Below are 14287 nucleotides of genomic sequence, written 5' to 3' on the forward strand. Positions count from 1 at the left end.
GGGTGCGGTCAACCATTCAGAATTTTTCGGCCTATGGTGGCACTGCTTAGAACGTATCTTTCCATGCGCGCAGGGCCGCAAAAACCTCACTGGGGGCCCGGTTATCGGGGCCATTCCGTTCGTCTATTTTTTCTTTAACAGATGTTACGCCAGTACGCAGAAACGGGTTTGTCAGCTTTTCCAGCGCCAGGGTCGAAGGCAACGACATGCGTCCGGCTTCGCGTAACTGGGAGACCTTCTCGAATCGCTCGGCTATGTGCCGGTTGTCGGGCTCGACCGCGACAGCGAAACGCAGGTTGCTCAGGGTGTACTCATGGGTGCAATACACCAGGGTGTCCTCGGGCAGGGCGGCGAGGCGGCTGAGGGAGTCATGCATTTGCTGCGGCGTGCCCTCGAACAGGCGCCCGCAGCCGGCGGCGAACAGGGTGTCGCCACAGAACAGCAGGCCGTGGTGGTAATAGGCGATATGGCCCAGGGTGTGGCCTGGCACCGCATACACCTCAAACTCCCAACCGAGTACGCTGACTTGATCGTTGTCATTGAGGGCCACGTCGCGCCCGGGAATGTTTTCGCTGGCAGGGCCGTAGACCGTCGCGCCCGTGGCGTGCTTCAGGGTTTCGACGCCGCCGACGTGATCATGGTGATGGTGGGTGATCAGAATCTCGCTCAGGCGCCACTCCGGGTGTTGGGCCAGCCAGGCCTGGACCGGCGCGGCATCGCCTGGATCGACCACCGCGCAGCACTGGCTGCGATGATCCTGTAACAACCAGATGTAGTTGTCGGTGAACGCGGGAAGAGCACTGATCTGTATCATCGCGGGATTCGCCAAGCGGAAAACATTGGTGCATCTTAGAGCTTCCTGGCGCATTGGAGAATGCAATGACCGATAAAGCGTTCGCTCAGGCTGATCCGGACTGGCTGGCATTGATCAGCGCGGCCCGCGAGTGGCTGTCCGGTCCCCTGGGGCAATTTCTACTGAATGAAGAGCGGCGCATGCTCGAAGACGAGTTGGGGCGCTTTTTTGGTGGCTACCTGGTGCATTACGGGCCGTCTGCCGAATCGCCACCCAATGCGCCCCAGGTGCAGCGTAATGTGCGCCTTGGCGCACCGTTGCCGGGGGTGGAAATCGTCTGCGAAGAACAGGCCTGGCCCCTCAGCGAACACGCCGCCGACGTGGTGGTGATGCAGCACGGCCTGGACTTCTGCCTGTCGCCCCATGGCCTGCTGCGCGAAGCGGCCAGTGCCGTAAGGCCTGGCGGGCATTTGCTGATCATCGGCATCAACCCCTGGAGCACCTGGGGCCTGCGCCATGTGTTTGCCCACGACGGGCTGCGCAAGGCGCGCTGTATTTCGCCGTCACGGGTTGCCGACTGGCTCAACCTGCTGGGCTTCGCGCTGGAGAAACGCCGCTTCGGGTGCTATCGTCCGCCGCTCGCATCCCCCGCCTGGCAAACACGCTTGGCCGGTTGGGAGCGCAAGGCCGGAGACTGGCAGGTATCCGGTGGTGGTTTCTATTTATTGGTGGCACGCAAGATAGTAGTCGGCCTGCGCCCGGTGCGTCAGGTTCGCCGCGAGCCAATGGGCAAGCTGATTCCACTGCCGATGGCCAAGGTCAACCGCCGCCACAGCGATCCGTAACACCCTCATTATTTTCCCGGCCGGGCTTGCCCGGCCTCAGGCGTTGTCGGTCGTTGATCGGCAAGCCACCGACATTTTCTGGATAGATTGGCATGAGCGATAGCGTAGAACTCTTCACCGACGGCGCCTGCAAAGGCAACCCTGGCCCCGGCGGCTGGGGCGCACTGCTGATCTGCAAGGGCGTGGAAAAGGAACTCTGGGGCGGCGAAGCCAATACCACCAACAACCGTATGGAACTGATGGGCGCGATTCGCGGGCTGGAAGAGCTCAAGCGTTCCTGCGACGTGCTGCTGGTGACGGACTCGCAGTACGTGATGAAAGGCATCAACGAGTGGATGGTCAACTGGAAAAAGCGCGGCTGGAAAACCGCGGCCAAGGAACCGGTGAAAAACGCCGACCTGTGGCGACTGCTGGACGAGCAGGTCAACCGCCACAACGTGACCTGGAAATGGGTCCGCGGGCACATCGGCCACCCAGGCAACGAACGTGCCGACCAATTGGCCAACCGCGGCGTCGACGAAGTCCGGGGTCTGTAGGATCTATAGGGGCAAGCCTGCTCGCGATGGTGATGTGTCAGGCACCGTCGATGTTGAATGTACCGGCCCCATCGCGGGCAAGCCCGCTCCCACAAACTTTGTAGGTGTATGCGGGGTCTGTGTGCATCCAGAGCCACTGTGGGAGCGGGCTTGCCCGCGATGGGGCCGGCACAGCCAGCATCCATAGCGCCTGACACACCGCTATCGCGGCAGCAATCAAGCGCTGCGCAACTGCTCGATCAGCCGCAGGCAATGGTTCAGCCCCGGCGACACATCGCCGATGCGCTGGCTGAGGATGATCGGCGAGGTGGCATTGCTTTCCAGCAGTGGAGTGAAGCCGATGTCGTCGCGGTGCAGCAACTGCACCGAGGCCGGTACCAGCGTCACGCCGATTCCCGCGCCCACCAGGCCTATCGCCGTTTGCAGTTCGTTGGTCCACTGCGCCACCTTGATGCTGACCCCGTAGGATTCGAACAGTGCGATCACGTGATCGGCATAGCTTGGCCGGGGATTGCCCGGGTACAGCACAAAGGGTTCGGCGGCCAGTTCGGTGAGGCTGATGGGCCGTGCCAGCAGCGGGTGGCCAGCGGGCAGGGCGGCGACCAGGCGGTCTTCGTTGAGCACCGTCTGGATGATCGCCGGGTCGTCGATGCGAATCCGCCCGAATCCGACATCGATCCGCCCGGCCTTGAGTGCCTGCACCTGTTGCAGGGTGGTCATTTCCGACAGCCCCAGCTCCAGTTCCAGGATCTCGTTGCTGCGCAGGCGGCGAATCAGCTCGGGCAACACGCCATACAGGGTCGAAGGCGCAAAGCCGATGCCCAGCCAGGTCTTCTCGCCCAGGCCGATGCGCCGCGTGTTGTCGCAGACCTTGTGCAGTTGCTCGAGCAACGCTGTGGAATGCTCGAGGAAAAATCGTCCCGCCTCGGTCAGGCGCAATGGCCGCCCACGCTCGAGTAGCACCACCCCCAGTTCATCTTCCAATTGCTGGATCTGCCGGCTCAGTGGCGGCTGGGCGATATGCAGGCGCTCGGCGGCGCGGGTGAAATTCAGGGTTTGCCCCAGCACCTGGAAGTAACGCAAATGACGCAGCTCCATGAGCCCTCCACCGTCCACAGGAGTGAATACCTTTAAGGTATCGATCCAGACCAATTCTATATTGGAACCCAGAAAAAAGCCGTACGAGAATCGATCCCAGAACTTCAAGAACCTAACGGGTATCGACATGCTTGCTGCTGCCATTAAATCGATCGAGACGATCATCGTCGATCTGCCGACCATCCGCCCACACAAGCTGGCGATGCACACCATGCAGAACCAGACCCTGGTGATCATCCGGGTACGCTGCGAGGACGGTATCGAGGGGATAGGCGAGGCGACCACCATCGGTGGCCTGGCCTACGGCAATGAAAGCCCGGACAGCATCAAGACCAACATCGACCAGCATTTCACTCCGCTGCTGCTGGGCCAGGATGCCAGCAATATCAACGCGGCGATGTTGCGCCTGGAGCGCAGCATTCGCGGCAACACCTTTGCCAAGTCAGGTATCGAAACTGCCTTGCTCGACGCTCAGGGCAAGCGCCTGGGGCTGGCGGTCAGCGAATTGCTCGGTGGCCGGGTGCGCGACGCGCTGCCGGTAGCCTGGACCCTGGCCAGCGGCGATACCGCCCGGGACATCGCCGAGGCCGAGCAGATGCTCGACCTGCGTCGGCACCGGATCTTCAAGTTGAAGATCGGCGCCGGTGACGTCGACCGCGACCTGGCCCATGTGATCGCCATCAAGAAAGCCCTGGGCGATCGCGCCAGTGTGCGGGTCGACGTCAACCAGGCGTGGGACGAAGCCGTGGCCCTGCGCGCCTGCCGGATTCTCGGCGGCAATGGCATCGACCTGATCGAACAGCCGATTTCGCGCAACAACCGTTCCGGCATGGTGCGCCTGAATGCCATGAGCCCGGCGCCGATCATGGCCGACGAGTCGATCGAGTGCGTCGAGGACGCGTTCAACCTGGCCCGGGAAGGCGCGGCCTCGGTGTTCGCCCTGAAAATCGCCAAGAATGGCGGACCCCGCGCGGTGTTGCGCACGGCGGCGATTGCCGAAGCGGCGGGCATCGGCCTGTACGGGGGCACCATGCTCGAAGGCGGGATCGGTACCCTGGCCTCGGCCCATGCGTTCCTGACCCTGAACAAACTGAGCTGGGACACCGAGTTGTTCGGCCCGCTGCTGTTGACCGAAGACATCCTCAGCGAACCACTGGTGTACCGCGATTTCCACCTACACGTTTCATCGGCGCCGGGCCTGGGCCTGAACCTGGACGAAGAGCGCCTGGCGTTTTTCCGCCGGGACAAGAGCGCCCCTGCCCACCATTTAGTCTGAGGATTTGCACATGTTGTTCCACGTAAAAATGACCGTGAACCTGCCGGTCGACATGAACCCTGAGCGAGCCGCTCAACTCAAGGCCGACGAGAAGGCCCTGGCCCAGCGCCTGCAGCAGCAGGGCAAGTGGCGGCACCTGTGGCGCATTGCCGGGTTGTACGCCAATTACAGCGTGTTCGACGTCGACAGCGTGCAAGAACTGCACGATCTGCTGATGCAATTGCCGCTGTATCCCTACATGGCTATCGAAGTGACGGCGATGTGCAGGCATCCTTCTTCTATTCATGAGGACGATCGCTGAGCCGCTGTTGCCTGTTCTGTACTCTAATAAATACAAGATGAGGATTAATCATGAACGTCAGAATTTCCCACACTGCCACGGCCCAGAAGTTTCTCGAAGAAGCCAGCGGCCTGCTCAACGATGACGGTAACCCGCGTGCCAAGGCCCTGGTCTACCGCATCCTGCGCGATTCGGTGAACATCATCGAAGACCTCAACGTGACCCCGGAAGAGTTCTGGAAAGCGGTCAACTACCTCAACGTGCTGGGCAGCCGCCAGGAAGCCGGCCTGCTGGTGGCCGGCCTGGGGCTGGAACACTACCTGGACCTGCTGATGGACGCTGCAGACGAGCAGGCCGGCAAGGCCGGCGGCACTCCGCGGACCATCGAAGGCCCGCTGTACGTGGCCGGCGCACCGCTGTCCCAGGCAGAGGCACGCCTGGATGACGGCGTCGACCCGGGTGTGGTGCTGTTCATGCAGGGCCAGGTCAAGAACACCGATGGCACGCCGCTGGCCGGGGCTGTGGTTGACGTCTGGCACGCCAACACCGGCGGCACCTACTCGTATTTCGATGGCAGCCAGTCGGAGTTCAACCTGCGTCGGCGCATCGTCACCGATGCCGAAGGCCGCTATCGTTTTCGCAGTATCGTGCCGTCGGGCTACGGCTGCCCACCGGATGGTCCGACCCAGCAACTGCTCGATCAACTGGGCCGGCATGGCCAGCGTCCGGCGCACATTCACTTCTTCATCTCGGCCGATGACCATCGCCACCTGACCACCCAGATCAACCTGGATGGCGACAAGTACCTGCACGATGACTTCGCCTACGCCACTCGTGACGAGCTGATCGCCCAGATTACCTTCAGCGACGACCAGCAGCGTGCCGCGGCCTACGGCGTGAGCGGTCGGTTTGCCGAAATCGAGTTCGACTTCACCCTGCAATCCTCGGCCCAGCCCCAGGAGCAGCAGCGCCACGAGCGGGTTCGCGCACTGGAGGACTGATCCACGCGGGAATCGAGCCACGGTAAAACCCTGCGGTTTTCCCGTGGCTTTGCGCTGTGGGGTAAGTTGCCTAGAATGCCCAGGCCTGATTTGCCTGAGCAGGGCGCCACGAGCAGCCCTGCACAGTCTATAAAAATAATGAGAGTGACCGGTTATGCAAGCGCATCTCTTGAGTGAGCGCAGCAGTGTCTTTGCGCAGGCCGACCCTTACGCGGTGTCGGGTTACGTCAATCAGCACGTGGGCAACCACTGCATCCGCCTGCCCAAGAGTGGCAGCCCGCAAGCCAGTCTCAATCACAGCAAATTCGCCAGCCTGGACCTGTGCCGCATCAGTTACGGCGGCAGTGTGCGGGTAACCTCGCCAGCGCTGGAGACCATCTTTCACCTGCAGGTACTGCTCAAGGGCAACTGCCTGTGGCGCGGTCACAAGCAGGAACACTACTTCGCCCCCGGTGAATTGCTGCTGATCAACCCGGACGATCCGGTGGACCTGACATACTCCGACGACTGCGAAAAATTCATCCTGAAAATGCCCGCCAGCCTGCTGGAGTCGGTCTGCCAGGAACAACGCTGGCTGCATCCGGGGCAGGGCGTACGCTTCCTCGAAAACCGCTACCAACTGGCCGAACTCGAAGGCTTCGTCAATCTGCTGGGCATGGTCTGCCAGGAAGCCGAGGCCACCGAGAGCATGCCCCGGGTCCAGGAGCACTACGCGCAGATCATCGTCAGCAAGATGCTCAGCCTGATGAAAACCAACGTCAGCCGCGCCGGTCTCGGTTCCCAGACCTCAAGTTTCGAGCTGATCGCCGACTACATCGAGCGCAACCTCAAGCAGGACATCTGCAGCGAGGAACTGGCGCGCCAGGCCCGCATGAGCTTGCGCTCGCTGTATGGCCTGTTCGAACGGCATGCCGCCTGCACGCCGAAAAACTACATCCGGCAGAAGAAACTGGAGCGGGTCAACGCCTGCCTCAGCGACCCCACCTGCACGGTGCGCAACGTCACCGAACTGGCCATGGACTACGGCTTCCTGCACCTGGGGCGGTTTTCCGAGAGCTACCGTAAACAGTTCGGCGAATTGCCTTCCGATACCCTCAAGCGCCGCCATTGACCGCCATGGGGGCAATTGCACAAAACGGATAATGATCTGCAGCCAATGGCTATTGCCCCTCCAGCACCGGCTCTAGCATGAGCCTTGCCTGAATAAAAACAATGGAGGCGGCGGCCATGTCCCTGCGACCCGAATACCTTCACTCCCTGCTCGAAGACGACAAAGAACAGGGTATTTTCCGTTGCAAGCGCGAGATGTTTACCGACCCGCGCCTGTTCGATCTTGAAATGCAGCACATTTTCGAGGGCAACTGGCTGTATCTGGCCCACGAGAGCCAGATCCCCAACAAAAACGATTTCTACACCACCACCATGGGCCGCCAGTCGATCTTCATCGCGCGCAACAAGGACGGTGAGCTCAACGCCTTCATCAACGCCTGCAGCCACCGTGGGGCGATGCTCTGCCGCCACAAGACCGGCAACAAATCGTCCTACACCTGCCCGTTCCATGGCTGGACCTTCAACAACTCCGGCAAGTTGCTCAAGGTCAAGGACCCCTCGGCGGCAGGCTACCCGGCCAGCTTCAACTGCGAAGGCTCCCACGACCTGACCAAAGTCGCGCGCTTCGAGTCCTACCGCGGCTTCCTGTTCGGCAGCCTCAAGGCCGATGTGGTGCCGCTGGTCGAGCACCTGGGGGAATCGGCGAAGATCATCGACATGATCGTCGATCAGTCCGCCGACGGCCTGGAAGTGCTACGCGGCTCCAGCAGCTACATCTACGAAGGCAACTGGAAGCTCACCGCGGAAAACGGCGCCGACGGCTACCACGTCAGCTCCGTGCACTGGAACTACGCAGCCACCCAGAACCAGCGCAAGCAGCGTGAATGCGGGGACGAGAACCCGACCATGAGCGCCGGCACCTGGGCCAAGCAGGGCGGCGGCTTCTACTCCTTCGACAAGGGCCACATGCTGCTCTGGACCCGCTGGTCCAACCCCGAGGACCGTCCGCTGTACGAACGCCGTGACGAACTGGCCAGGGACTTCGGCAAGGCGCGCGCCGACTGGATGATCGAGAACTCGCGCAACCTGTGCCTGTACCCCAACGTGTACCTGATGGACCAGTTCAGCTCGCAGATCCGCATTGCCCGGCCGATCTCGGTCAACCGCACCGAAATCACCATCTACTGCATCGCCCCCAAAGGGGAGAGCGACACCGCGCGTTCGAGCCGGATCCGCCAGTACGAAGACTTCTTCAACGTCAGCGGCATGGCCACCCCGGACGACCTGGAAGAGTTCCGTTCCTGCCAGATGGGCTACCAGGGCAGCACCAGCGCCTGGAACGACATGTCCCGTGGCGCCGAACACTGGGTCGAAGGCGCCGACGAGGCGGCCAAGGAAATAGACCTGCACCCGTTGCTCAGTGGCGTTCGCACCGAAGACGAAGGGCTGTTCGTGCTGCAACACAAGTATTGGCAGCAAACCATGCTCAAGGCGCTGGACGCTGAGCAGTCGGCGTTGATCAAGGTGGAGGAACTGGCATGAGCGTGACCTACGATACCGTGCGCGACTTTCTCTACCGCGAAGCGCGCTACCTCGACGACAAGGACTGGGACAACTGGTTGGAGCTGTACGCCGCCGACGCCAGCTTCTGGATGCCGTCCTGGGACGACAACGACGAGCTGACCGAAGACCCGCAGCGGGAAATTTCCCTGATCTGGTACGGCAACCGCACCGGCCTTGAAGACCGCATCTTCCGTATCAAGACCGAGCGTTCCAGCGCCAGCGTGCCGGACACCCGGACCTCCCACAACATCAGCAACATCGAGCTGCTCGAACAGCACGACGGCCTGTGCAAGGTGCGCTTCAACTGGCACACCCTGAGTTTTCGCTACAAGACCGTCGACAGCTATTTCGGCAGCAGTTTCTACACCCTCGACGTGCGCGGTGACAGCCCGCTGATCAAGGCCAAGAAAGTGATCCTGAAGAACGACTACGTTCGCCAGGTCATCGATGTCTACCATTTGTGAGGCCGCGGTCATGTCCCATTCCATCGCTTTGAATTTTGAAGACGGCGTCACCCGTTTTGTCGACGCCAACCCCGGTGAGACTGTGGCCGATGCCGCCTACCGCCAGGGCATCAACATCCCGCTGGATTGCCGCGATGGCGCCTGCGGGACCTGCAAGTGTTTTGCCGAGGCCGGGCGCTATGACCTGGGTGAGGAATACATCGAAGACGCGCTGACGGCCGAAGAGGCCGAGCAGGGGTTTGTCCTGACCTGCCAGATGCGCGCCCAGAGCGATTGCGTGGTGCGGGTGCCGGCCTCGTCCGATGTCTGCCGCACCCACCAGGCCAGCTACAGCGCCGCCATCAGCCAGGTGCGGCAGTTGTCGGACAGCACCATAGCCCTGTCGATCAAGGGTGAGGCCCTGAGCAAGCTGGCGTTCCTGCCGGGGCAATACGTCAACCTGGGCATTCCCGGCAGCGAGCAGACCCGCGCCTATTCATTCAGCTCGCTGCAGCGTGACGGCGAGGTCAGCTTCCTGATCCGCAACGTTCCAGGCGGGTTGATGAGCAGCTTTCTCACCGGCATCGCCAAGGCCGGCGACAGCATGAGTCTGGCGGGCCCCCTGGGCAGTTTCTACCTGCGTGATATCCAGCGGCCGTTGTTGCTGCTGGCGGGGGGCACGGGACTGGCGCCATTCACCGCCATGCTGGAAAAAATCGCCGACCAGGGCAGTGCCCATCCGTTGCACCTGATCTACGGGGTGACCAACGATTTTGACCTGGTGGAGCTCGATCGCCTGCAAACCTTGGCCGCGCGCATCCCCAACTTCAGCTTCAGCGCCTGCGTGGCCAACCCGCAAAGCAGCCACCCGCTCAAGGGCTACGTGACCCAGCACATCGAACCCCGGCATTTGAACGATGGCGACGTCGACGTCTACCTCTGTGGACCGCCCCCGATGGTCGAGGCGGTGAGCCAGTACATCCGCGAGCAGGGCATTGCGCCGAAGAATTTCTACTACGAAAAATTTGCCGCCAGTGCTGCCTGACAGGCTCAAGCAGCCACCCCATCCCCTGTGGGAGCGGGCTTGCCCGCGATAGCGCCGGGTCAGCCAACAATGATGTTGACTGTGCCGAAGTCATCGCGGGCAAGCCCGCTCCCACAGGGATCAGTCACACCGTCTTGAGGATTGGAAATGCACAGATTCCACGAAAAAGTCGCGCTGGTTACCGGCGCAGCCCAGGGTATCGGGCGTCGAGTGGCCGAGCGGATGGCGGCGGAAGGTGCGCGCCTGGTGCTGGTCGATCGCTCTGAGCTGGTGTTCGAGTTGCAGGAGCAACTGGGCGCACACTGCGAAGTCCTGACCCTCACGGCCGACCTTGAACAATACACCGAGTGCAACCGGGTGATGCAGGCCGCGGTCGAGCGTTTCGGGCGGCTCGACATCCTGATCAACAATGTTGGCGGCACCATCTGGGCCAAGCCGTTCGAACATTACGAGGCGCAGCAGATCGAGGCGGAGGTCCGGCGGTCGTTGTTTCCGACCCTGTGGTGCTGTCACGCCGCATTGCCGTACATGTTGGAGCAGGGCAGTGGGGCGATCGTCAACGTCTCCTCCATCGCCACCCGCAGTGTCAATCGTGTGCCTTATGGCGCGGCCAAGGGCGGGGTCAACGCCCTGACAGCGTGCCTGGCCTTCGAAACCGCCGGGCGCGGGATCCGGGTCAATGCCACGGCCCCAGGTGGCACCGAAGCGCCGCCGCGGCGAATCCCGCGCAACAGCGCCGAGCAGAGCCCGCAGGAGCAGGTCTGGTACCAGCAGATCGTCGACCAGACCGTCGACAGCAGCCTGATGAAGCGCTATGGCACCATTGATGAACAGGTCGAGCCGATCCTGTTCCTGGCGTCCGACGCCGCGGCCTATATCACCGGGTTGGTAATGCCGGTGGGCGGTGGCGACCAGGGCTGAGGCCTGCAACTGCCATCGGGCGGTGCTTTGCAGCTCTGTGTTAAGATCGCCGCCCTACGCAAAATGCTACGCAGAAGGGGTGTACATAGATGGCTCAGAGGATGGTGGTGCTCGACACCGAAACCACCGGCATGCCGGTAACCGACGGGCACCGGATCATCGAGATCGGTTGCGTCGAGTTGCTCGGCCGACGCCTGACGGGCCGGCATTTCCACGTCTATTTGCAGCCAGATCGGGAAAGTGACGAGGGCGCGATTGGCGTCCACGGCATCACCAACGAGTTCCTGGTGGGTAAGCCGCGCTTCGCTGAAGTGGCCGATGAGTTCTTTGAATTCATCAAGGGCGCCCAACTGATCATCCATAACGCGGCGTTCGACGTTGGTTTCATCAACAACGAATTTGCCCTGATGGGCGCGCACGACCGGGCGGACATCACCCAGCACTGCTCGATCCTCGACACCCTGATGATGGCCCGGGAGCGTCACCCCGGGCAGCGCAACAACCTCGATGCCCTGTGCAAGCGATATGGCGTCGACAACTCCGGCCGTGAACTGCACGGCGCGTTGCTCGACTCCGAGATCCTTGCCGACGTCTACCTGACCATGACCGGCGGCCAGACCAGCCTGTCGCTGGCTGGCAATGCGTCTGACGGTAACGGTTCGGGTGATGGCTCCGGCAGCCAGGCCAGTGAAATCCGTCGCCTGCCGGCGGATCGCAGCCCGGCGCGGATCATTCGGGCCAGCGAAGCCGAACTGGCCGAGCATGCCGTGCGCCTGGAAATCATCGCCAAGTCCGCCGGCGCGCCCGCGCTGTGGACCCAACTGGCCGAAGCCAAAGCCCTGGGCTGAGGAAGTAGCGCCGACCCTGTGGGAGCGGGCGCCCGCTTGCGGCTTGCCCGTGATGGACTTAAGGACCCCGCGTTGAGCCTGGCTTGGCGCGGCATCGTTCACGACCATCGCGGGCAAGCCGCAAGCGGGCGCCCGATCCCACAGGGGGACGGTGTACCCATGGATTGTGCGGGCTTTTGTGCCGGGTTCATGGTGTTCTCGTATCAGCCATACGGTTTGCCCCCAGGTTCCTGGCCCATCGCTCGCTACATGGGCCGCAACCCTCTACCCTGAGTGTATTGGCAGACCATGGTCCGCCGTCTCAGGACGCCAAGCCCCATGTACAAAGACTTGAAGTTCCCGGTCCTCATCGTTCACCGCGACATCAAGGCCGACACGGTTGCCGGTGACCGCGTCCGGGGTATCGCCAGGGAGTTGGAGCAGGAAGGTTTCAGCGTCGTGTCGGCGGTGGATTACGCGGAAGGGCGACTGGTTGCCTCGACTCACCACGGCCTGGCGTGCATGTTGATTGCCGCCGAGGGGGCGGGGGAAAACACCCACCTGCTGCAGAACATGGCCGAGTTGATCCGGGTGGCCCGCGCCCGCGCACCGAACCTGCCGATTTTCGCCCTGGGCGAACAGGTCACCCTGGAAAACGCCCCGGCCGACGCCATGAGCGAACTTAACCAGTTGCGCGGCATTCTTTATCTGTTCGAAGACACCGTGCCCTTTCTCGCACGCCAGGTAGCGCGGGCTGCCCGCAGCTACCTGGATGGCTTGCTGCCGCCGTTCTTCAAGGCCCTGGTGCAGCACACCGCCGACTCCAACTATTCCTGGCACACCCCGGGGCATGGTGGGGGCGTGGCCTATCACAAGAGTCCGGTAGGGCAGGCCTTCCACCAGTTTTTCGGGGAAAACACCTTGCGCTCGGACCTCTCGGTCTCGGTGCCCGAACTCGGCTCGCTGCTCGACCACACCGGCCCCCTGGCCGAAGCCGAAGCCCGGGCCGCGCGCAACTTCGGTGCCGACCACACCTTTTTCGTAATCAATGGCACTTCCACCGCCAACAAGATCGTCTGGCAGGCGATGGTCGCCCGCGATGACCTGGTGCTGGTGGACCGCAACTGCCACAAGTCGGTGCTGCATTCGATCATCATGACCGGGGCCATCCCGCTGTACCTGTGCCCCGAGCGCAACGAGCTGGGGATCATCGGCCCGATTCCCTTGAGCGAGTTCAGCCCTGAATCGATCCAGGCCAAGATCGATGCCAGCCCGCTGACCCGTGGCCGTGCCGCCAAAGTCAAGCTGGCGGTGGTCACCAACTCGACCTACGACGGCCTTTGCTACAACGCTGAGCTGATCAAGCAAACCCTGGGCAACAGCGTCGAAGTCCTGCACTTCGACGAGGCCTGGTACGCCTATGCGGCGTTTCACGAGTTCTTCGCCGGGCGCTACGGCATGGGCACTTCGCGTTCGGCCGACAGCCCGCTGGTATTCACCACCCATTCGACCCACAAGCTGCTGGCGGCCTTCAGCCAGGCCTCGATGATTCACGTGCAGGACGGTGGTGCCCGGCAACTGGATCGCGACCGCTTCAATGAAGCCTTCATGATGCACATCTCGACGTCGCCGCAGTACAGCATCATTGCTTCGCTGGACGTGGCGTCGGCGATGATGGAGGGGCCGGCGGGGCGCTCGCTGTTGCAGGAGATGTTCGATGAGGCCCTGAGCTTTCGCCGGGCGCTGGCCAATCTGCGTCAGCACATTGCTGCCGATGACTGGTGGTTCTCGATCTGGCAGCCACCGCTGGTGACCGGTATCGACCGGGTCGCAACCGCGGACTGGCTGTTGCTGCCCGAAGACGAGTGGCATGGTTTTGGTGATATCGCCGAGGACTACGTGCTGCTCGACCCGGTCAAGGTGACCCTGGTGATGCCCGGCCTGACCGCCGGCGGTGCGCTGAGCGAGCGCGGGATCCCGGCGGCGGTGGTCAGCAAGTTCCTCTGGGAGCGCGGCCTGGTGGTCGAGAAAACCGGCCTGTATTCGTTCCTGGTGCTGTTCTCTATGGGCATCACCAAGGGCAAGTGGAGCACCTTGCTCACCGAGCTGCTGGAGTTCAAGCGCAGCTACGATGCCAACGTCAGCCTCGCCGTCTGCCTACCCTGTGTGGCGCAACAGGACGGCGCCCGTTACCAGGGCATGGGCTTGCGCGACCTGTGCGATCAACTGCACGCCTGCTATCGCAGCAACGCCACGGCCAAGCACCTCAAGCGCATGTACACGGTGCTGCCGGAAGTCGCGATGAAGCCGGCCGATGCCTATGATCAACTGGTCCGTGGCGAAGTCGAGGCGGTGCCCATCGATCAATTGCCAGGGCGCATCGCCGCCGTGATGCTGGTACCGTACCCGCCGGGGATTCCACTGATCATGCCCGGTGAGCGTTTTACCGAGGCCACTCGCTCGATCATCGACTACCTGGCGTTTGCCCGCACGTTTGACCGCAGTTTCCCGGGGTTCGTCGCCGATGTGCACGGCCTGCAACATGAAGATGAGGGCAATGGGCGGAACTACACCGTCGATTGCATCAAGATTTGAGGACGTTTCCCAGC

General features: G+C 62.3%; 14 protein-coding genes. 12 read left to right on the forward strand and 2 right to left on the reverse strand.

What is annotated here, in order from left to right; translation table 11 throughout:
- Positions 1–46 precede the first annotated feature (46 nt).
- Positions 47–814, reverse strand: coding sequence for a hydroxyacylglutathione hydrolase (gloB, locus tag ACM6IP_RS01315; protein WP_414860772.1), 768 nt, complete (start codon positions 812–814; stop codon positions 47–49).
- Positions 815–879: 65 nt separating this feature from the next.
- On the opposite strand from gloB, the gene ACM6IP_RS01320 reads away from it, so the two are divergent.
- Both ACM6IP_RS01320 and rnhA read left to right on the forward strand, forming a co-directional pair.
- The gene (locus ACM6IP_RS01320) at positions 880–1638 is read left to right on the forward strand and encodes a class I SAM-dependent methyltransferase (protein ID WP_095168837.1); all 759 of its coding nucleotides are present in this window, start codon (positions 880–882) and stop codon (positions 1636–1638) included.
- A 92-nt stretch (positions 1639–1730) separates the two neighbouring features.
- Entirely contained in the window at positions 1731–2174 is a 444-nt protein-coding gene (rnhA, locus tag ACM6IP_RS01325; protein ID WP_095168836.1) for a ribonuclease HI, read from the forward strand.
- A 216-nt stretch (positions 2175–2390) separates the two neighbouring features.
- Here the strand turns inward: rnhA and ACM6IP_RS01330 are convergent, their stop codons facing one another.
- Positions 2391–3272, reverse strand: coding sequence for a LysR family transcriptional regulator (locus ACM6IP_RS01330; protein ID WP_095168835.1), 882 nt, complete (start codon positions 3270–3272; stop codon positions 2391–2393).
- Positions 3273–3399: 127 nt separating this feature from the next.
- Between ACM6IP_RS01330 and ACM6IP_RS01335 the strand changes: the two genes are divergently transcribed.
- The 10 genes from ACM6IP_RS01335 to ACM6IP_RS01380 all read left to right on the forward strand — a co-directional run bounded on the left by ACM6IP_RS01335 (position 3400) and on the right by ACM6IP_RS01380 (position 14273).
- Positions 3400–4548 carry a muconate cycloisomerase family protein gene (locus ACM6IP_RS01335; protein WP_162530203.1) on the forward strand — a complete coding sequence of 383 codons (1149 nt, stop codon included), beginning with the start codon at positions 3400–3402 and terminating at the stop codon, positions 4546–4548.
- 10 nt (positions 4549–4558) lie between these two features.
- The gene (gene catC, locus ACM6IP_RS01340) at positions 4559–4849 is read left to right on the forward strand and encodes a muconolactone Delta-isomerase (RefSeq protein WP_159995779.1); all 291 of its coding nucleotides are present in this window, start codon (positions 4559–4561) and stop codon (positions 4847–4849) included.
- Positions 4850–4899: 50 nt separating this feature from the next.
- Positions 4900–5829: a catechol 1,2-dioxygenase gene (catA, locus tag ACM6IP_RS01345; RefSeq protein ID WP_095168832.1), complete on the forward strand. Its 930-nt coding sequence runs from the start codon at positions 4900–4902 to the stop codon at positions 5827–5829.
- Between the two features lie 154 nt (positions 5830–5983).
- Positions 5984–6940 carry an AraC family transcriptional regulator gene (locus ACM6IP_RS01350; protein WP_095168831.1) on the forward strand — a complete coding sequence of 319 codons (957 nt, stop codon included), beginning with the start codon at positions 5984–5986 and terminating at the stop codon, positions 6938–6940.
- A gap of 116 nt (positions 6941–7056) precedes the next feature.
- Positions 7057–8421 carry a benzoate 1,2-dioxygenase large subunit gene (gene benA / locus ACM6IP_RS01355; RefSeq protein WP_095168896.1) on the forward strand — a complete coding sequence of 455 codons (1365 nt, stop codon included), beginning with the start codon at positions 7057–7059 and terminating at the stop codon, positions 8419–8421.
- Entirely contained in the window at positions 8418–8906 is a 489-nt protein-coding gene (gene benB, locus ACM6IP_RS01360; RefSeq protein WP_095168830.1) for a benzoate 1,2-dioxygenase small subunit, read from the forward strand. Before benA ends, benB begins: the two co-directional genes overlap by 4 nt.
- A gap of 10 nt (positions 8907–8916) precedes the next feature.
- A complete protein-coding gene (gene benC / locus ACM6IP_RS01365; protein ID WP_414860773.1) occupies positions 8917–9930 on the forward strand; it encodes a benzoate 1,2-dioxygenase electron transfer component BenC in 1014 nt (337 codons plus the stop codon).
- A 147-nt stretch (positions 9931–10077) separates the two neighbouring features.
- Positions 10078–10851: a 1,6-dihydroxycyclohexa-2,4-diene-1-carboxylate dehydrogenase gene (locus ACM6IP_RS01370; protein WP_414860774.1), complete on the forward strand. Its 774-nt coding sequence runs from the start codon at positions 10078–10080 to the stop codon at positions 10849–10851.
- An 89-nt stretch (positions 10852–10940) separates the two neighbouring features.
- Positions 10941–11699: a DNA polymerase III subunit epsilon gene (gene dnaQ, locus ACM6IP_RS01375; protein WP_414860775.1), complete on the forward strand. Its 759-nt coding sequence runs from the start codon at positions 10941–10943 to the stop codon at positions 11697–11699.
- A 318-nt stretch (positions 11700–12017) separates the two neighbouring features.
- Complete coding sequence (locus ACM6IP_RS01380) at positions 12018–14273, forward strand: Orn/Lys/Arg decarboxylase N-terminal domain-containing protein (RefSeq protein WP_401128864.1); 2256 nt, start codon at positions 12018–12020, stop codon at positions 14271–14273.
- The last annotated feature ends 14 nt before the right edge of the window (positions 14274–14287 follow it).

Origin of the sequence: Pseudomonas sp. IT-P176 (genome assembly GCF_949767245.1) — a bacterium.
Taxonomy (GTDB): Bacteria; Pseudomonadota; Gammaproteobacteria; order Pseudomonadales; family Pseudomonadaceae; genus Aquipseudomonas.